Annotated in this window: 20 protein-coding genes; all 20 read right to left on the bottom strand. The window is 28.9% G+C overall.

Annotation, left to right across the window (positions count from 1 at the left end; genetic code table 11):
• Nucleotides 1–2: 2 nt before the first annotated feature.
• Nucleotides 3–1,118: a glycosyltransferase family 4 protein gene (locus N1F78_RS00355; protein ID WP_406684215.1), complete on the bottom strand. Its 1,116-nt coding sequence runs from the start codon at nucleotides 1,116–1,118 to the stop codon at nucleotides 3–5.
• Nucleotides 1,119–1,127: 9 nt separating this feature from the next.
• Nucleotides 1,128–1,901, bottom strand: coding sequence for an FkbM family methyltransferase (locus N1F78_RS00360; RefSeq protein ID WP_406684216.1), 774 nt, complete (start codon nucleotides 1,899–1,901; stop codon nucleotides 1,128–1,130).
• Nucleotides 1,882–2,892: a glycosyltransferase family 2 protein gene (locus N1F78_RS00365; RefSeq protein WP_406684217.1), complete on the bottom strand. Its 1,011-nt coding sequence runs from the start codon at nucleotides 2,890–2,892 to the stop codon at nucleotides 1,882–1,884. Before N1F78_RS00365 ends, N1F78_RS00360 begins: the two co-directional genes overlap by 20 nt.
• A 7-nt stretch (nucleotides 2,893–2,899) precedes the next feature.
• Nucleotides 2,900–4,438 carry a glycosyltransferase family 2 protein gene (locus N1F78_RS00370; RefSeq protein WP_406684218.1) on the bottom strand — a complete coding sequence of 513 codons (1,539 nt, stop codon included), beginning with the start codon at nucleotides 4,436–4,438 and terminating at the stop codon, nucleotides 2,900–2,902.
• Nucleotides 4,435–5,574 carry a glycosyltransferase family 4 protein gene (locus tag N1F78_RS00375; RefSeq protein WP_406684219.1) on the bottom strand — a complete coding sequence of 380 codons (1,140 nt, stop codon included), beginning with the start codon at nucleotides 5,572–5,574 and terminating at the stop codon, nucleotides 4,435–4,437. The genes N1F78_RS00370 and N1F78_RS00375 overlap by 4 nt, the downstream gene beginning before the upstream one ends.
• Complete coding sequence (locus tag N1F78_RS00380) at nucleotides 5,574–6,596, bottom strand: glycosyltransferase family 4 protein (protein WP_406684220.1); 1,023 nt, start codon at nucleotides 6,594–6,596, stop codon at nucleotides 5,574–5,576. The genes N1F78_RS00375 and N1F78_RS00380 overlap by 1 nt, the downstream gene beginning before the upstream one ends.
• 53 nt (nucleotides 6,597–6,649) lie before the next feature.
• Nucleotides 6,650–8,050, bottom strand: coding sequence for a hypothetical protein (locus N1F78_RS00385; RefSeq protein ID WP_406684221.1), 1,401 nt, complete (start codon nucleotides 8,048–8,050; stop codon nucleotides 6,650–6,652).
• Nucleotides 8,043–8,987: an NAD(P)-dependent oxidoreductase gene (locus tag N1F78_RS00390; RefSeq protein ID WP_406684222.1), complete on the bottom strand. Its 945-nt coding sequence runs from the start codon at nucleotides 8,985–8,987 to the stop codon at nucleotides 8,043–8,045. Before N1F78_RS00390 ends, N1F78_RS00385 begins: the two co-directional genes overlap by 8 nt.
• Nucleotides 8,984–9,688: a cytidylyltransferase domain-containing protein gene (locus tag N1F78_RS00395; protein WP_406684223.1), complete on the bottom strand. Its 705-nt coding sequence runs from the start codon at nucleotides 9,686–9,688 to the stop codon at nucleotides 8,984–8,986. The genes N1F78_RS00390 and N1F78_RS00395 overlap by 4 nt, the downstream gene beginning before the upstream one ends.
• The gene (neuC, locus tag N1F78_RS00400; RefSeq protein ID WP_406684224.1) at nucleotides 9,688–10,848 is read right to left on the bottom strand and encodes a UDP-N-acetylglucosamine 2-epimerase; all 1,161 of its coding nucleotides are present in this window, start codon (nucleotides 10,846–10,848) and stop codon (nucleotides 9,688–9,690) included. The genes N1F78_RS00395 and neuC overlap by 1 nt, the downstream gene beginning before the upstream one ends.
• Complete coding sequence (locus N1F78_RS00405) at nucleotides 10,841–11,842, bottom strand: N-acetylneuraminate synthase family protein (RefSeq protein WP_406684225.1); 1,002 nt, start codon at nucleotides 11,840–11,842, stop codon at nucleotides 10,841–10,843. Before N1F78_RS00405 ends, neuC begins: the two co-directional genes overlap by 8 nt.
• Nucleotides 11,843–11,846: 4 nt before the next feature.
• A complete protein-coding gene (locus N1F78_RS00410; protein ID WP_406684226.1) occupies nucleotides 11,847–12,752 on the bottom strand; it encodes a glycosyltransferase family 2 protein in 906 nt (301 codons plus the stop codon).
• Between the two features lie 5 nt (nucleotides 12,753–12,757).
• The gene (locus N1F78_RS00415) at nucleotides 12,758–13,963 is read right to left on the bottom strand and encodes a hypothetical protein (protein ID WP_406684227.1); all 1,206 of its coding nucleotides are present in this window, start codon (nucleotides 13,961–13,963) and stop codon (nucleotides 12,758–12,760) included.
• Nucleotides 13,964–13,967: 4 nt separating this feature from the next.
• The gene (locus tag N1F78_RS00420; protein ID WP_406684228.1) at nucleotides 13,968–14,909 is read right to left on the bottom strand and encodes a glycosyltransferase family 2 protein; all 942 of its coding nucleotides are present in this window, start codon (nucleotides 14,907–14,909) and stop codon (nucleotides 13,968–13,970) included.
• On the bottom strand, nucleotides 14,900–15,745 hold the full coding sequence (locus N1F78_RS00425) for a glycosyltransferase (RefSeq protein ID WP_406684229.1): 846 nt from the start codon (nucleotides 15,743–15,745) through the stop codon (nucleotides 14,900–14,902). The genes N1F78_RS00420 and N1F78_RS00425 overlap by 10 nt, the downstream gene beginning before the upstream one ends.
• Nucleotides 15,746–16,879, bottom strand: coding sequence for a glycoside hydrolase family 99-like domain-containing protein (locus tag N1F78_RS00430; RefSeq protein WP_406684230.1), 1,134 nt, complete (start codon nucleotides 16,877–16,879; stop codon nucleotides 15,746–15,748). It abuts the gene before it with no gap.
• A 14-nt stretch (nucleotides 16,880–16,893) separates the two neighbouring features.
• Nucleotides 16,894–17,730: a glycosyltransferase family 2 protein gene (locus N1F78_RS00435; RefSeq protein WP_406684231.1), complete on the bottom strand. Its 837-nt coding sequence runs from the start codon at nucleotides 17,728–17,730 to the stop codon at nucleotides 16,894–16,896.
• An 8-nt stretch (nucleotides 17,731–17,738) separates the two neighbouring features.
• The gene (locus N1F78_RS00440) at nucleotides 17,739–18,647 is read right to left on the bottom strand and encodes a glycosyltransferase family 2 protein (protein WP_406684232.1); all 909 of its coding nucleotides are present in this window, start codon (nucleotides 18,645–18,647) and stop codon (nucleotides 17,739–17,741) included.
• Between the two features lie 138 nt (nucleotides 18,648–18,785).
• Entirely contained in the window at nucleotides 18,786–19,571 is a 786-nt protein-coding gene (locus N1F78_RS00445; RefSeq protein ID WP_406684233.1) for an alpha-1,2-fucosyltransferase, read from the bottom strand.
• A gap of 88 nt (nucleotides 19,572–19,659) precedes the next feature.
• Complete coding sequence (locus N1F78_RS00450) at nucleotides 19,660–20,487, bottom strand: FkbM family methyltransferase (RefSeq protein WP_406684234.1); 828 nt, start codon at nucleotides 20,485–20,487, stop codon at nucleotides 19,660–19,662.
• Nucleotides 20,488–20,492: the final 5 nt, after the last annotated feature.

Here is a 20,492-nt window from a genome sequence, read left to right on the forward strand (position 1 = left end):
AATTAAGTAACAAGTTTTTTTATTTCAGATTCAAATAAATCCAAAGTATATTTTTGCGACCATTTTATAGCCAATTTAGATATTTCACTTAAGGCATCAGCTCTTTTTAGGTAACTTAAAATAGCAGTTACTGCCAAATCTACATGAGGTTCTATTAAAACACCTCTCTTACCATTATCTAACATATATGGAATACATGAAACCTTGGTGGAAATTGGAATTGCTCCAAAAAACATAGCCTCCGCAATAGCTTTTGGCCAACCTTCAGATTTTGAGGGCAAAATTAAAAAATGCGATTGTTTCAAGGCATTCTTTATTTCTAGTTTAGGCTTATTACCATGTAAAACAACTGAACTATTCAAATTATTTCTATTTAAAAAATCTTGTAATTCTTTCTTAAGAACTCCTTCTCCATAAATGTTAAAACGTATTGGTATGCCTTTTTCTATTAATGCTTGTACTATTTTTACAGCTAATAAAGGTCGTTTTCCATCCACTAAACTTCCTACAAACATAAAGTTTAATGGAAATGAATAATCTCTATTTGTAATAGGCTCTATCTCATCTTTAGAATAGGTGGCTGTAAAAAATGGTTTTATGTTTTTTGACTGGTTTTGCCAGTTACCATAAACCAAAACTTTCATGTTTTTTGTTAAAACCCTATTACTCAATATCCATTTTTGAATTCTGTAACTTAAAGGCTGTTTTGAATTTGGATTCCAATTACCAGCATACTTAGCAGTCTTTATTTTAGAAGGAAATATAATTTGAACCAAACACCCTAACAAACCAATATTTCCTGGGCACCTAAGATGAATGTGATCTGCCTTTTTACAGGCTTTAAAAATAGCAAACAGGATTAATGGTAGTTTAAATAGTGAATACAAAGTTTCTTTAATTGAAATAAATGCTATTTTGGGTATTTTATTAAAAACTAAATTTTTATGACGATAAGCTAAGTCAATATTAGTAATTTCTTCTTTTTCAAATGGCGCAACCAAAATTACCTTATCCACATGTTTCAACCATAAATTCATTTCTCTAACATAAGGTGCATAACCAAAATATTGATTATTATTTTTTTTATGTAAAACATGTGTTATTATTAAAAACTTCATTTCAAAATATTACTCAACACTGCTTCCAGCATACGTTATAATTTCACCATCTTTAAAAGATTCTGTTTTGTACGGATAATTAATACTTTTAAAAAACTCTTCTACTGCAAAATATGTTTGCACATTATTAACTATATGATAGGATGCAATTGCAAAATTGGGTTTGAATTTTTTTATACTATTTACGGCCCCTTCTAAGGCCTCTATTTCTGCTCCCTCAATATCCATTTTTATAAAGCTAAGCTTATCATTGTTTTGTTCATTCAAAAAATTATCAATTGATGTAGTTTGAATAGTAACTTTTTTGGATTGTTCTCCTTCATAAAATATAGATGACCCAACATTACCAGCTTCAAAAAACTCAAGAGTATCTTCCTTATTCCATAATCCCTTTTCAATAACCTCTACATTATTATAATTACTATTCACGTCTAAGTTTTTATTAAAAACAGCAAGATTTCTTGAATCAGGTTCAAAAGAAAAAACTTTACCTTCTTGTTTTACTTTTTGTGAATAAATAACTGTTATTCCTCCATGGTGGGCACCTGCATCTAAAACTACATCTCCTGCTTTAATTTTATAATATTTCTCATACTTATCAATATCATCAACTAAAAAATAAAATGGCTCTACAGATTCCACACTCCATAAACCTTTTTCTTTTGTAATATAATTACCCTTCTTATAAGAAAATGAATACTTCTTAATTTTTAAATTATAATATGCTAGCTTTAAATACTCAAACAAAACTTTAGGAAGTAACTTAATTAGTAATTTTTTCATGTTTAATTTTTGGTTTATTAATCAATAAAGTAAGCATTCCATAAAGCCTTCCTAAGCCCTCTGTAAAAGCCTGTTTGCGTTTTTTTGTGTTTACTATATTTGTAAACCTAATACATGTTAATAAAGAAGATGTAACGTACCATTTAAAATTTTCTTTAAGATTAGGGTTCGGGTATTTAACACGCCATATATACCATCCATTTCTCACTACCATTTTCCCATATTTAAATTGGTTAGGTCTACCTGAAACATTATGAAAATGCCCCAATCTAGCCTTAGTATTAACATAAAGTTTTCCTAACTTAGATAACCTTAATGAGAAATCTGCATCTTCATACAAACCGTAACCTTCAAAAAAAGTTGAAAATTTTATACTGTTAAAAACCTCTTTCTTGTAACTTGAAACTCCTCCCATTATAAGTTCAACATCATAAATTTTACCTGATGGAGGTAAAAAACCAATAGAACGACCATGAGAAAACGTAGGTAAAAAACCTGGTTTTCTGTCTGGTAATAAGCCAAACTTTCTCCTTAACTTAAAACGAGATGGCTCTGAACGCATCCAACCATCAAAGTAAAACTTTGTTTTTCTATTTTTCCCATCAGATTTAGTCCAATTTACCTCATTTGTAATATAACCACCAACAGCCAAGGCTTCTGGTTTTTCTTTATAAGTAGAAATTAATTCCTTGAAATAATCTTCTTCTAAAACAATATCATCGTCTAAGAAACATATTATATCTATTAATTTATCAACTTTACCAAGACCATAATTTCTTTGTTTTGTCAGGCCTCTATCACTATCATTTACTTTGAAATATTTTAGATTATCAAACTTGTTTTCGGTTAAAACTTGTTGGGTTTTATTATTTGTTGAGCCATCAATAATTAAAATTTCATTAGGATACAATGATTGACTCTTAACCGACATTAAGAGTTTTAAAAGAGGTTGACATCTCATGTATGTGCATATAATAAGCGTAAAATTCATGAATTATTCATTGTTTTTTTAACCTGTATGCTAGCTCTATACTTTTTTTCCATTGCTTTTTCAACTTAAAATAATAAGTGAAAACATTTTTATTATTCTGCCTTTTAAAAAATTTAAAAAAAAGAATGGTTTTATAACCTCTTATTTGGTATTTAGATTGATGCTTTATATTATATAGCATAATTGTTGGTGAAGGTTTGGGTTGTACTTTATCATTTGCCCATGAATTCACAAATTTTGTTCTAAAACCACCAACGGGTGCCTTTAAATGTAATAGCGTGCACATACTAATATAACCAATATCTTCTCCAAGATTTCTTATTTGCATACCATAATCTCCGTCTTCACCAAAACCATGTTCGAAAGCTTCATCAAACTTAACGCTCTTTGCTATTTTTTTTGATATAATACTACAACCAGAACCAAAAGTATTCCATTGTAAAGTAGGCTGCTTATTTTTTTTATCCCCTTTTCTTAAACATTGTAATGTAGCTGCATTTAAATGATAGATATGCATTTCTTGTAATGCTAGTTTAATAGTATTTTCTTCAAACCTTATATCGTCATCAGCCAGAAAAACCCAATCTGACTTCACCTGTTGTAATGCCTTATTTCTGGCATTACAAGCACCAGATTTATGAATAAACTCATGTTTAATTTTAAAAGGCCAAGACTCATCATATAAATAACTCAACTCTGACTCTGTTCCCTTATCTGGATTTTGTTCAATGATTATAACATTTTTAGGTTTTATAGTTTGATGTGATAAATCTCTTAAAACATCATATAAATAGGTTTTTCTTCCTATAGTGGGAATAATAACATCTATAGAAACATCTGGGTTAAATGATTTTGATTCCTTAATACCATATACAAACTTAGGCTTCCTTACTTTTTTTGAAGTTAGAACAGATAGAAGTAATGGCAATAGCATAAATCGCTTCTCATAAACCAAACTATTAAAGAAACTTATAAAAACCCATCTTAATCTATAGTGTTCTTTTATAAAAACATAAAGTGTGTAAAAAGAAGTCTTAGATTCATTTAAAGAAATCTCATCTGTTTTTTTAATTATACTTGGTGAGGAATAACAAAATAACCCTTTTGCTAAGCCATTTTTTGCTATTGAATTTAGAACATACTCAAAAGACCTATTTTTATAATCATTTATGTTATAAGCTAACAAAACATCAGAATTAATAGCTCCAATGTTACTACTCATTAACCAAGTTGGGTACTTAACTTCTTTATTTACTATAGTATAAGGGGATGCTTCAACATAACCAATTCTTTTGTCTATATAATAACTTTTACCCACATTGTAAGAGGCCATTATTAATTTATGGTTAAAGAGTTTTCCAATTTCATCAAAATTAATTTTATCCCTTAAGAGATAATTACACCAAATAATTATTCTGTTTTCAAAGCGTTCTGCTAAACTGAAAAAAATTGCTACCAAAGAGTCTTTTTCAATTTCAATTTCTTCATTTAAATCATAATCAAAAACACCAATAACCCTATTCTTGTTGTGTAAAATGGCAATCATTTATTAATTATAGATTTATAAAATTCAACATTTTCTAATGTAATTTTTTTAGTAGAAAAGTTCTCTTCAACATGCTTTCTTCCTTCTTTACCAAACTTTTTACAAAGGTTATCATCCGCTAAAAGTTTAAGTATTTTTAAAGCAAACTCCTTATGATTTTTAGGATTAACGGTAAAACCTGTTTTACTGTTTACCATAAGCTCATTTGCCCACCCTATGTTTGATGAGACCAAAGCTTTTTCCAAGGCCAACGTTTCTAACCAGGTCATTGGGAACGCTTCTGCAAAACTAGGTAAAACAATTACATTTGCACTATTTATATAAGCAACAACATCTTTATAGGGTACCTCTTGTATATGCTTTACAGATGTTTTCGCTTCTGAAGTAAGCAAATCATAAAACAATTGGATAGTTGATTTATTAGTAAATACATCAAAAGAATCTTTACCTACAAGCAAAAGGCTTGCTGTTTCATTTTTTTCTCTAACAATATTAAAAATTTCGGCTAACTCAAGTACGCCCTTTTTTCTTATAACAGTTCCAAAATAAAGTATTTGCCCTTTATTAACACTACTTTTTCTAGCTAAAAAACTATCTGTATCTATACTGTTATGTATGGTCTTAATTGTTTTTTTTAATCCAAAAATTTCTTTAGTAAGAACACCTGTAAAACTACTAGCAGAAACAATTTCTTGAGCTCCTTTTAATGCTGTTTTTTCAAAAAAGAAATTTTTGAACTTTTGTTTTCTGTTATCTAGTTTACAAAAATAGGCGTCACTACCATTAAGCCTTATAACAATAGGTACAGAAAATTTCATAAAGGCAGTAATACCAGTCCAATCTGGAGCTTCAATAATATCTATTTTTTCTTTTGTAATTTCTAATTGAAGAATTTTTTGTAAGCGTTTTCTTTCCTTATACCAACCTAAAAACCTGTATCTTTTTAATTTTACACTAATTACTTTTACAGAAGAAACGTTAAAAATTTCATTTTCATTTTGAAAGACTACAAAAACAGTAACTTTTATACCTAAGCTGGCTAAATGCGTCGCCAGATTTTTTATACTAGTTCCTAAACCTCCTGAAGAACATAATTTAGGGTGTGGGTATTCTGGTGTTAAAAAACCTATATGCATTACAATAGCTTTAAGTAGTTATTTACCATATTATCTAGTGAAAAAGAATGTCTAATTTCTTCATTTATTTTGCTATTATTTATAGACATATGTCCGTTACAAATATCTTGAATAATCTTTTTTAAAGCCTCTACATCTTTAACATTAAACAAAAAACCATTAACACCATTTTTAATAATCTCAATGTTTCCGCCAACCTTGGTAGTTATTACCGGAATATTACAACATAGGCTCTCTAAAATTGATAAACTAAAGGCTTCCATATATGTTGGCTGAATCATATAATCATAATCTTTATAGTGTTTATGCAGATTGGGCACACTACCTTTAAACTCAATAACATCCGCAAGGTTGTGAATATTTCGTAAATCTTCTAAGGTTGATTTATAAATGCCTTCACCATAAACATCTACTTTAATTCTTTTTAATGTAAATTCTTCTAGCATACTTAATGCTAAAATTAAATCATGAATTCCTTTTTCATAAACTAAATGAGATACAACAATAAATCTAAATTGTTCCTTTTCTTCAATATTAACTGGTATTTTAACTTGGTATAAATCCGTTTTAATGCCATTATAAATAACCTCAATTTTATTCCTTAAACCCTTTCCATAATCCTGTAAGTTTTGTTGCTTAATATATTTACTTACAGCAACTATTTTATCAATGTATTTAGAGTTAATCAAGTATTTTGCCTTTCTCTTGAAACGCTTTTTTACAGAAAAACCATCTATAGGTCTTGACATATGGTCCACAGCATAAACTTTACAATCATTATTTTCTCTTAGTTTTTTAAAAAAAGGAATGTAAAATTCTACAAAATGGGTAATAATAATGTCGTAACTAATATCTGTTTTGTTAATGTGATTAAGAAAAAGCTGCTCTACGGTTGAATTTTCATCAGTATAAAACTTAACTTCATTATACAAATCTATATTCTCAGATTTAGGAAAAAACCAATCAATTTGGTAGCCTGTATTCATACAAGAAGAATTAAAAGCTATAAAGAATCTATCCATGCTTCCAATTCTATTTTTTTTTAATCTATAATTGCAAACAACCGCAATATTTTTTATTTCACGCATTGTTTTAAAATTGTTGCTATTCTTTTCCCCGTACCTTCTAACGGATGACTTATCTGTAATTTGAGAAGATCTTTTTGATACTTTAATCTTAATTCTGGGTTATCTAGCGCCTTATTTATTTCAGTTATTAATTCTCCTTCTTCTTTTACAACAGTTACGGCATTACTTTTAACAACTCTACTATAATGTTGATATTTCAAATATTTTTGATCATCATATAATCCATTTTTATTATTTCCAAAAGTTGGATTTATAACGGGCTTATCAAAAAACATGGCGTCTAAACTCATAGTTGAACACATGTTAATTGCAATATCACTATAGGCAAGAATACTTTTTAAATCAATAATATCTTCCTCTGTTGGTATGCGTTGAGACCAAGTTTCTTGATGATTTTTTCTGGTTAAAGCCCATTTAGGAAAATTCCATTTAATAAAAGGGTACTCATCAATGAGTTCAGTAAAACGTGATGCATTTTCTGCTGGCGATGTTCTTACTAGTAAGTTAACTGATTCATTTATTTTACCCTGTTTTTTTGCTTCTGCTAGAACTTTAATATATAGGCCATCATTTTTACTAGTAGAAACATCTCCGCAACTATAACATATTGTTTTCTTAGAACTATCTAAATCAAATTTATTTATAAATTCATCATATGCAATGTTATAACGTTCTAAAACATAAGGTTCAAATTGGGGAGTGCCCACTACTTTAACTTGTTCGGGTTTTATGTTTACGTAAAAACTTAAAAGTTCTTCTTTCATTAAATAACTCCAAACAAAGTAAAAATTAAAATCCCCACTCATTCTACCTTTGGAAGGGATATTGTCCCAGCTAAAAATAAACGTGGCAGTTTGTATTTTCTTTATGTTAGAAGCATAAATTAGTGGGGCTATGTAGGGAGGTCTCTGATGCGTGAAATATAATAACTCAGGTTTATATTTTTCTAAAAGGTCAGTATATCTTTTGGTTGTAGGGTGATTTTTAAAACTCTTTTGTTGTAATATATAATACCTTTTTATCCAACTTTCTGAATGAAAGATATTCGTCCAAACAAAAATCAATTTTATTATAAACGCTCTTTTACTTTTTGTAGTTGGATAATTCTTTCTTAGGTTAGCCCTAATTCCAAAATTATTTTTTTTATGGTTTTGAAGGTGAGCTAATTCTTTTAATTTTCTAAACATCCAAGTTTTAGTAGACTCTCTATAATCTTCTAAAGTTTCAATAATGCAATTATCCGTATTATAACCATCAAAACTAGTTAGTGGTAATCCAGAAAAAATAATTATTTCATCATATTGCTTTTGAGCTTCTTTTAAGAAATCACTCATTATATAATTTCTAAAACCAACGCCATCTGTAATAACTAAACCTAATCTATCCATCTAATAAACTAACTAACTTTTGTGCAATAAAATATTCTGTTTTCTCTATAGATTCTTGAGTAAACCCACCAATATGGGGTGTAATAATTACATTTTCATTTCTTTTAGCATAATCCACTAAAGAATGATTTTCAATATGGGGCTCTCCGTATAAAACATCTGTGGCATAACCAGCTATTTCTTTGGCTTTTAATTTACTTAAAATATCATTTTCATTAATCACTCCGCCTCTAGAAGTATTTATTATATAGGCAGTCTTTTTTATTTTACTTAATGAATCTTTGTTAATAATAAAATGGGTACTATCATCATATGGTAAATGAATAGATAATATATCTACTTTTTCAATTAAATTTTCTAAAGAAAGGCATTTAATAAATGTCTTATCTGCATTTTTTTGTTCGATATCATAGTAATAAACGTCCATTCCTAAGACCTGTGCATAATTAGCAACTATTTCACCCAGCCTTCCTAACCCAAGAATACCAACCTTCTTTTTATAAAGTTCAGAGCCTTTAAATAAAGACCTGTTCCATTTACCCGATTCAACATGCTCAAATGCCAACTTTGTTCTCCTAATTAGGTTTAGCATTAAACACATGGTATGTTCTGCTGTAGCTCTAACTTCTTTTAAGAACTCCGTTTCATTTTTTAAGCTTAAAACCTTAATTCCAAAATCATTACAAGCATCAATATCAATATGATCTAAGCCCGTTACGGCACAAAGAATAAATTTACATTTAGCACCCTCTAAAATTTTCCTTGTTAACTTATGATTTAACCTAAACCAAAATATATCACATTCATTTAACGATGCTTTTAATGATTCACTTGAAAGTAAGTTCACATAAATTATTTCATATTCATCACTTAGGATACCTAACGCTTCCTTTGTCAACTTTTCTATACCAGAAACATGAATTTTTAGTTTTTTCACTTGAACAACTCATTTTTATTAGATTTCAAATACTTCATTAATGCTTCTGCCAATAAAAAGTCTCTTTCAGTATCAATATTAGCCCAAGTTTCTTGTGGCATCACATAGGCCTTTTTATCTTCTAAAATTAAGGATTTATGTTCTAAAAATGCTTTTGTTTTTGTTGCGTATATGCATCCATTTCTTAAATAAACCTTACTTAGTTTTTGTCTCTGAGTTTTCTCATCTTCAGAATTTAATGGAATTAAATCAAGTAACTCATTAATTTGATACATACGTGCCGGGTGAATATCTTCTAGCTCAATTACAGAAACTACATTGTTCAATGTTTTATTAATATTAAACATTGATATAACATTATCTATATCTAAGCCTGTTCTCAATGGAGCTGTTGGCTGTAACAAAACAATTAAATCATACTGTTTTTCTAAAAAATTTAATAATTCAATTACTACATCTTCAATTGGAGAATGATCTTGTGCATTTTCAACATTTCTTTTATGTGCTTTACAATTATGTGAAGTGGCTACTTTTAGAATATTATCATCATCAGAAGTCACAATATAATCTGTTAACAATTTACTTTCTTTGGCAGCATTAATGGCATAAGTTAATAGGGGTTCTCCATCTAATAATCTTATATTTTTGTTTTTCACCCCTTTAGACCCGCCTCTTGCTGGTATAATTCCTAAAACCTTCATTAATACATAATTGTTTTATGAAACCTTAAATCTACATTTGCTAATATTTCTGCCATTAAGTTACCCGATTTCCCATTGCCATAAATATCACTTTGACTCATTGGATTGGGTTTATTAATTCTATTTAAAATAGCATCCTTCATAGCCTTTTCTTCATAAGAAACATCTAAAACATTATGCGCTCTTAATCTTCCATTTTGTCTGGTACCTATATTAACTACAGGAACCCCTAAAAAAGCACATTCCCTAATTCCAACACTTGAATTACCAACTAAACATCTACTATTACTTAATAATCTAAGAAAGTCTTCAGGCTTCATATTTTTAAAAAAATGAATGTTCTCTGGTTGATACGTTTCTCTGAAAGCCCTAATTCCCTTTGAGGTTCCATCTGCTCCAGAATCAACATTTGGCCAAAACCAAAACGTAGGTATACCCAAATCATGTACAACCTTTAAAGTTTTACTAATATTCTCTCTACTCTTTTTATACTCTGTAGTTACTGGATGTTGCATAACAACAATATATCCATCTTTCCAGTTAATATGCTTTCCAACACCACCATATTTTTCAATAGGATCAAAATTTAGTTTCCTGTTTTCACTTACTTGGAAAGCAATATCAATTGAGGGACACCCTGTATTAAATACGTAATTTTTGTCTTCACCCATTTTCACAACACGTCTCTTAGCATCTTCTGAAGCAACTAAATGAATATCTGCCAATTTTGTATTAGCATGACGAACTTTTTCATCAATATTTCCAGTAACTTCTCCGCCTTGTATATGAACCAATGGTATATTCTGATATGACGCTGCAATAGAAGTTGCAATTGTTTCAAATCGGTCTGCTATTGTTACAACAGCATCTGGTTTTAAGTTATAGAAGGTATTAGCTAATTCCATTAAACCCAATCCTGTAGTTTTAGCCATAGATGTTTTATTCTCTCCTTCTAAAACCATAAAGACTTTTTCGTTTATTACAAAACCATCTTCTTCTATATAATTTACTGCATTACCATAACGCCCCAATAGTGCCGAACCTGCTATTACCAGCTGTAATTCTAACTTGTCATGCGCATTTATTGCTTTTAAAGTAGTTTTTATACGACTGTAAGATGGTCTTGCTGTAATTACTACACATATCTTTCTTTTAGTCATTTATATCTTCTATATTTAAAAATTCCCACTTCTTCATATCTCTGTTTATTACTTTTCCTACAACATCTCTAAAAAATGTAGCCGTAATTCCTTTTTTAGCTGGTTTTTTAGCTTCTAAATCTGAGAAGCTTAACTTATGTCCTTTATTTAAATCTTTATTAACTGATAATGACTTTTCAAAAATATTTTTTAAATCTTTAAATTCTGAATTGTCATTCTTATTAATAGGATTATTAATTGCTGTTAAAATATTTTTAATAGATTGTGATATTAGTTTAATTTCATCTATTGTAAGTGATGATAGCACATCTGGTCCAAATTGTTTTCTATTAAACACAACATGAAATTCAAAAATTTCAGCACCTAATGCTGCAGCTGCTATGCATGTTTCTATTTTTGCTGAATGGTCTGAAAACCCAACTGCAACCTTATACCTTTCCTTTAATTCAGTAATGACATTAAACCCATACTGGTCTGGTTTTGTAGGATAAGAAGTAGTGCATTGTAAAATTGAATATTCAACATTTTTTGATTTTAGGAAGGTGACCGCTTCATCCAACTCATCAAAAGAACTCATTCCAGAAGATAAAATTATTGGTTTACCGGTTCGAGCAACTTTTTCTAATAATAGAAAATTAGTTATCTCTCCAGACCCTATTTTATATCTCTTAACACCAACTTCTTCTAATAAATCTACTGCTGCATTACTAAAAGGTGAACTTATAAATTCTAAGCCAACCTCATCACAATGAGTTTTTAACTCTTTCCATTGTTGTAAAGAAAACTCCATGCGCTTCCAATAATCAAATCTTGTGCTATCCTGTCTAGAAAACTTCACCCTAAAAGGTTCATATATACTGCTCTCTGCCTCAGCAATATGAGTTTGAAATTTTACAGCATCTACCCCTGTATTAGCTAAAGCATCAATATAAGCATGAGCCATGCCAAGACTACCATCATGTGCTTGTCCTATTTCCGCAATAATTATGCTCATAACTTTAATTAGTTTTATTTGGTTTCCAATATAGTTTTACATCTGGCAATTTACTGAATTCTTCAAATTCATTTTGAGATAACCTATTTCTATTAGCAATTAACCTTGGCGTATTTGCTAGAATGTCATAAAGTGCTTTAATTATTGGAACAACTGCTTTATAATTGCCTTTAAAAACCTTCTTTTTAAATTGAATCCACAAGGTGTAAAAGAATCTTTTTGGAATTTCTCTAATAGGGTAAAATAAAAAAAATAAATACCAACCAGACCTCAATGAGCGTCTTAACCTTATTGAATAATCTTTTTGCATTGACCTTTTTTTAACATCAACTCTATGATGTACTAAAACCTCTGGATTATAATATATTTCCCAATCTTGTTTTAATAACTGAAAAGCAGCAAACTCTTCCTCTCCGTAAAATATAAACCAATCGGGATAGTTAGGTATACTCCTCCACGCTTTCATATTCCAAACATGGCCACAGCCAACAAACCCCTTAACTTGTTTTGCTTTTTCGTATGCATATTGGTTTATTGGTTTATTGGTTCCCCAAAAAATACTAAAAGCTTGTACTGCACACTTAGGATGACTTTTAAATAGTTTTAAGATATTATTTAAAACATTATTTGATAAAAAATTAGAATCATCATCAAGTGAAATGGCATATTGGGCTTTGGTCAAATTCAACATTTCATTTCTACTAGCTATAAGCCCTTGCGGTTTTAAATGATTAATTAAAACTATGTCAGGATAAAATTCTTTTAAGTAATTGTAGGTTCCATCATTTGCTCCATCTACACAAATAATAAACTCTATCTTGCCACTTAAGTAAAACTCTTCTAAAGATTTTAAAGTAATTTTAAGTTCTTGTAAACGATTGTAGGTGGTTATTAAAATTGAAAATATCAAAATACTTACTGCTCTAAAATTTGATTAAGTTGCTTTTTAAAATTTGTAATACTAAAATAATCACCAAAAGGCATAAATACTTCATTTGAGTTTAATCTATTGTCAATTAAACCTTTTAACTTTTCCTTTATATCTGAAACATCATTCATATCTGCAATACACCTGTCATCAACTATAATATTTCTCAATTCACTTTTTTCAGGAGATAAGCATAGCAAAGGTTTGTTATAATATGCCATAAATGAAGCCTTCCCCACAAGTATATTACAATAATGCGGGCCATTTTCTAGAATAATTTGAATATCACTATGATGTATTTGTTCATTAAAAGAATTAGAAAAATTTAAAGTATCTAATATTTTTATATTCTCATTAGTGCTAAAATCTTGTATTAATTTTTCTTTACCAACTCCTTTTACTCTCAAAAGTAATTCTGAAACTTCTTTATATACATTTTCTTCTTCTAATAATTCTTGGTATGCCAATAATAGGTTATCTACATTACGCCCAAACATTAAAGCTCCCTGATAAGTAATACGAACTTTTCTTGATTTTGGTATTACCTGTGAACTATCTGAATTATCAAACACCGTGGGATCAAATTGATGTGTTAAAGTATAAAATTTCTTTTTATATGCATATAAACATTTAAGATCATGTGACATATGTTGGGCTGTACTAGAACATGTTTTTGCATGATTAGCCACATCAATCACTTGCCTTAAACGAAAAAAATCTAAATTGGTGACTTTTTTATTATATCCAACATACCAAGCTAAAGGATATGGGTCATGAAAAATTATATTTGCTTTTTTTAATATTGGTAAATTCTGGGTAGCTAATATTGTTTCATGCTCTGTACCAGAGCTTGATATAAAAATATGGTCATAAACCTGATAATCTATTTTAGCTATAACTTCCGCAAACTTTTTTTGTATGTAACGTTCATTCAAAGAAATATGAAATAGTCTCCAATAGAAACGATTAAAAAAAACAGTATATGTTGGTATTTTTATATTTATAATATGCTTTCTTATACTATTAACTGGAAGTAAATCTAATCTATCTTCAGTATCTGAATGAATTAAATAATGCACATCTATAATAGATTCTGGATAAACCTTCTTTAGTTTAGCTATAAAAGATCTCCTGCCAATACCTGCACTTGTACCACTAACTCTTAAATCTTGTACTACAACTAAAAATTTCATTCACCTAATCTTTTTTAAACTTATTCTTATAAATCTTGTAAAAGTATAAGCGCATTGGTAAAATAACATAAAACAATTTCCACTTAAACCTTTCTAATGATGTTAAATTAATGCTTGAAATAATTCTATGGTACAAATTATACTTTTTATAATCTAAAGAGATTTGAATGAAATAGCGCAATATATCATCAGTTATTAAGTCTTTTTGCGTTAAGTTTTGAACCATCAAATCAGTGGCATCTGCATATGACTTTAAACTACTTTCCTCCCGATTACCAAAATTACCTGTTACCGATGCAAACGCATGTTTTCTAGCAAAATAGAGCGATTTATTTATTGAAATTCCTTTACCAACAGATGTTATAATACGTGCATACAGCTCCCGCTCTTCTGCACATTTTAAATGTTCAGTATATCGATGCGAATTATAGCATGCTTTTGTCCACATGACAGCACAGGAATTAAATTGAAGTTCGTTTTTTAGCATCTTATTTATATCTCGTTTATCAATATAAAAGGATGTATATTCCTTTGAGTAATTAAAATCATAATCAAAATCTCCAGTAAAAACATTTCTAATATATCTACAAAAAGTAATGTTCTTGGTGGTTAATTCATGCACACAGATTTCCAAATTTTGAGGGTGAGCAATATCATCATCATCAAAAAAAATTATATAATCACCTTTAGCCTCATCTAAACCATAGTTTCTACTTCCGGGTAAACCCTTTTGATATTTTGAAGTTCTTTTTAAATACTTAAACCTTTCATCTTCTTTTAAAAGTGGCTCTAAAATATCTTTCGTGTTGTCTGTACCCCCATCATCTATAATAAGACACTCCCAGTTTTCGAAGGTTTGATTTTGTATAGATTTAATTGATTCCATTATGAATTGTGCCCTATTATAGGTGGCCATAATAATGGATACTTTTGGGTTTAAACACATTTAAAAATTGCTTTTATTTTCCTTAAAGGATTTAAGATTAAGCTACCTAATCTAAATTCTAAACGATTTCTGTTTTTAATTTTATCTCTTTCCTCAGTTTCAATTATATCTAAAATCTGATCTATAAATTCTTCATAATACTTAACGTACAAATTTTTATGTTTTGAATAAATAAACTTCAATAAATTATATTTTGCTTTGTTGGCCTTTGCTGTAGTGGTGCCTTCACGTTTTCTGTAGTTATACAGTGGTTCTTTTATAACTTCAGCTATTCCTCCATTACTCAATAAACGGATATAAAATTCCCAATCTTCTAAACCATTGCGCATGCTTTCATCATAATTTCCACATTTCGCCCAATCTTCCTTTTTAAACATGGCAGAGCCTAAAGCACTATTAGATGTTAAAAAACTTCTAATATCTCCACCTCTTGTTTTACGAATAGAATTATCTCTTTCTTTTTCAAAAATCAAGTTGGCATAACAAGTAACTAGCTTAATAATTGGATTATTTTCAAATAAAACTATTGCCTTTTCACAAAACGCCTGTTCAAAATAATCATCACTGTCTAAAACTAAAATATATTTACCCTTAGCTTGTTCTATCCCCCTATTTCTAGCAGTACTTTGCCCCAAATTATCTTGAGTAATTAATTTCTCAATTTTATGTTCAAGCCCTTTTAAAACAAGTTTTGTTTCTTTATTTGAACCATCATCAACAACAATTATTTCTTTTTTGGAGTATGTTTGACTTATTGCAGAACTAACCGCTTGTTCAATGAATTCTGCGTCATTGTAACAAGGGATTATAACTGATATTAAATCGTTTTTTTCCAATTAATTGTTTAATTCTTTATTAACTTTCTTTATCACTTTTAACCATTGCAATCCATACTTTTCATCTGGTTCTAAATAATTACCTTCAGCCCATTCGTTCCATGATTTAATGACCACAATTTGTGGGTTTTCTGGGTTCATTTTCAACTCTCTTACAGCAGCTTCAAGATGTGCTTTCCATGCAATTGGTGTTGCATTTTTAAATATTAACGATTTTTTTCCGCTTCTTGCAGAATTATCCCAATTTGGGAATACACAAGGTATATATTTTTTATTGAGAAACTTTACATTGAAATTTGATACACCTTTAGCATAATCAAAAATAAGTGGTTTTTTACGTTCTCCTATACCACGTGATGGATAAAGTAAACTTTTTAGTTTAGTTTCAACTTTTCCCAAAAAACTTCTTGATGGAAAAAAGCCTGATTTTTTATACCGCATCTTAAAGAAAACATCTAAGCCAACTTGACCATCAACATTTGGGTTATTTTGCTTCAAATCACTACCTTTTGTTGCAGTAGATATAAGGTTTATACCATCAAAGCCTGCCTTAACAGCCAAATTGTTAAACACTTTAATAAAAACATCTAAATCTGGAATATCATCCAGTTTATAGACATGAAACATTGGCTTATTATTTAAAACTATATACCTAGAATCTTTAAAAAAAGGTAATAAATAATTAAAATATGCTTCATAGTCTTTTTCTCCATTGTAGGTTTGCTCAATTAAAACCTCTGGATTATCCAAACCGTGCCAAATACCTTTCCAAGTTTCATTTGCCCAACAAAAACAAAAAGGAATTTTTATATTTTTATTTTTAAGCATTTTCTCTGCAGGCTTTTCTAAAAGCATTTTACCTTCTCCAAACCAATACTGGTAATATATAAAACCGCTTAAATCATTTTCTAACGCTAATTGCGATTGTTTTTCTTGAATTTCGGGTTGCTCCAACAAATTATAATACCCTAATTCACCTGGAAGAATTGGTTGGTAATGATTTTTAAATAACGGTTTAGCTTTCTTTACATTTACCCACTCGGTAAATCCGGCTCCCCACCACTTGTCATTCTCTGGAATTGAATGAAACTGAGGAAGATAATAGGCCAAAAATTTAATTTGAGCTTTATTCATTTAGCAGGTATAGTTCATTTGGTTTTGTTAAAAACTGTAAAGCCAAAAAACTTTTTTAAAAAGGTATTAATTATAAATTTTTCACTTTTCAGCTTCTCTTCATAATCACTTTTAACTCGGTCTATTTTTCGTAATAATGAACTAAAGGACCCCAAGTGTTCAACAAAAAAGTCTGAATGCTTAATACTCAAATACGCTTCTGCTTTTTTTATTTTTTCAGCATCCATTGCTTTTAGCATTGATTGATCTTTAACCCTATAATAAAACTGGATTGATTCAATTTTTTTTACTTGCCCACCATTCTTTAATACGGAAATCCAAAACTCCCAATCTTCCCATCCATAAATCATGTTAACATCAAAACCTCCTACAGCTTCCCAATCTTCTTTTCTAAATAATGCGGAGCAAAAAATCATGTTTTCTCTACTTAAATTATTAAGAGAAAACTCTTGAAGTTCCCATTTTTCATTAGAACCTTCAAACTTCATAGCCTCACAATAAACCACTTTTAAATCCTCATTTTGCTTAAATTCTTGATATGCCAGTTTCAAATAATCTTCTCCTATTTTATCATCTGCATCTAACGGTAAAACAAACTCACTTTCTGAATTTTTAACACCTAAATTCCTGGCGCTACTTAAACCTGAATTATCCTGAAACAAATATTTAAATCTTGAATCTTTTTTAACCCATTTATTTGAAATAGTTTCAGTATTATCAGTACTTCCGTCATTAACAATAATGCATTCCCAATCTGTAAAAGATTGATTTAATACTGATTGTAAAGCTTCATTTAAATATTGAGCTTGATTATAACAAGGAACTATAATAGAAATTAAATAATTTGCCATACTTTAAGCTATATTCTGCCAACCATTAATAACAGTAAACTTTTAAATTTAATTTCAAATTTATGAAATGGATTCGCAATAAAGGCTTTTCCTAAAAAATAAAACTTTGCCCGATGTTTTTTAGAAAATTTTAGTTTTTCAAATCGCCTTAAATAATAATTAGAGCAATATAAATTAATATACTTCTTTGCGTAATTATCAATTTTTAGTTTTAGTTTCTTTCTACGTTTATAGGCTTTATTGATAGAATAAAAATGCCAATATTCTGCTTTATAAACGTTGTTATTATTAGATATACTGTTCTCATTTACCCTATATAAATACAAAGGTTTATTTAAAAACAGATGTGCTCCCTGTTCTTCCATTTTATAGTATAAATCCTGATCTACCGCACGCTTCATTTTTGTATCAATTCCATCAGTCTTTATATAAGCTGCTCTTTTAAAGGTTGCAAAATGTGTTAATGCACCTCTTCCATAAGTAAGGTATGATTTTCCTTTAGGAATATCATTACCAATAACACCTTCTTTAATAAATTTGAGTTGCAAATCAACAAATTCATATTTGGAAGTAATTATTGACGCATCTGGAAACTTCTTATGAGCCAAAACCATTACATCTAAGGCATTAGGTTTTAAAGCATCATCAGAATCAAGAAAGCCAAGAATTTCTCCATTAGCCAGTTTTGCACATTTGTGCTTAGTAAAACCGCAACCATTATTTTCATCATTTTGAAATAATTTAAACCGTTTATCATTTTCAATTAATTGCTTAATAATATTTACAGAGTCATCGGTAGAACTATCATCAACCACAATAACTTCAAAATTCTGATATGTTTGATTAATTACACTTTGAAAACAATCATAAAAAAAATGACCATTATTGTAATTTGCTATTAGTATAGAAAAAAGCATAAATTATTTGTTTCAATAAATTACAATAATATGTGAACTTCAATCTCTACTTTGAACTCAAGTACTACAACCATGTAATCTAAATTGAGACTAAACATAAAATAATAGTCAAGCTATTTACAAAAATTAGCTCACTTTTTAAAGTTTTATCCATTCTACAGGTAACAATGATGAAATATCAAGTTCTTTGTTGTGATTCCATTTTTTTGGCGCAAAAACTGTTTTTGAAGAATTTATGTTTAACCATGCTCCCCACCAACTAAAGGAACTATTAGCTATAATATTGTGTTTACAAGAACTCATCAAAAACATATCTACCCAGCTTTTGCTTACATTGTTATCAATAAAAAATTTTTGTTGTTTTAAATTTCCAAATTCCTTTTTAACCCAATCCATATCATCTGAGAAAAAAAACAACGTTAGGTTATCATAACGAGACTCTAATAAATTTATGGCTTCAAAATAATAATCTAAATTACATACACCGTGATAGGCATTTGTAATCTCATCTTCAAAATAGTCTCCTCTTCTAATATGAATGGAAATAGAATTTGTTTCTTTAATTGTTTTTAATAGCTTTTTATTGGAAGTGGATAATGAATTAACATTAAAAGAAAACAAGCTTTTAACAAAGTCTTCATTTCCCACAAAATATTTATAACTCTGAAAATACCCCTGAAGACAAACATCTTGCTTGAAAGATAATAAATGTGGGTTATACTTAGAAAAGTTCTCAATATATTTTACAGGATATTTTAACCCAAACCTTTTTTTTATTCGATTTAACAAACTTAATTCATTAAACGAAATAACATCTTCTTTTGTAGCAAAATTATAATCATTTTGAAATACTTCTAAATCAAAAACACGTGGAGTGAATCCAGGTTTTTTTTCTGTGTTGTTAAAAAAACTGGTATCTAACAAAAGTTTACATCTATTTTTTTTGCTAGTACACTTCCAAAAGCATATTGAAACATTTGGTTTCCTAATCCACCTTGTAATTTAATAATTATCATTTAACTACTCGTTCTGCTAAATAATTTGTTGTGGTAAATGCTTCATAAATTTCTTTATAATGATTTATTTTATATAAACCATCTTTTACAATTCTATATATGTAATAATCTTCTTTTAACAAGTAATAAAAATCTTGAAAATAAGTTCTAGAATCTATATTGCAACCACCAAATTCAAATTGTATGAAATCAACTTTGTGACCATCTAACATTTTTTTTGCTCCGTTTAAAGCTTTCAATTCATTACCTTCTATATCTAATTTCAAGAAATCAATCTGTGTTATATCATTTTCGGCACAAAAAGAATCAATAGTTTTAATTTTTATCTCTTCTTTAATATCCATACTAATATTAAAATGATCTAAACGTCTATTATATAGACTTGCCAAACCAGACATCTCTTTATTAGAAAAAAGAGTTAATGATGTGTTTTTATCACCAAATCCAAAATTAAACAAACTTATATTTTCTAACTGCTGTGTGCTTTGGGCTAATTTTTCAAATGTAGATTTTGAAGGCTCAAATGAGAATATTTTATGATTTTTATTAAAAACCTCACCCATTAAGAAAGAATAATTTCCAATATTAGCACCTACATCAAAAAGGGTTAAATTGTCTCTTTCTTTCAGCTTATCAAAAACATAGTGTAAAGCGTTTTTCTCACCTGAATTACTCGTGTTAGTCCATCCTCCTATATTCATGCCTTGCAGAGATATATGATGCAAATCTTCAAATAAAGCTTGATATTGTTTTTGCCCCTTTATCTTATTAAAAAACCGCTTAGCGTGTTTAACACAAAATCTTTCAAAAATTCTATTTATCATTTTTC

The organism is Seonamhaeicola sp. MEBiC01930 (genome assembly GCF_045277075.1).
Classification (GTDB): domain Bacteria; phylum Bacteroidota; class Bacteroidia; order Flavobacteriales; family Flavobacteriaceae; genus Seonamhaeicola.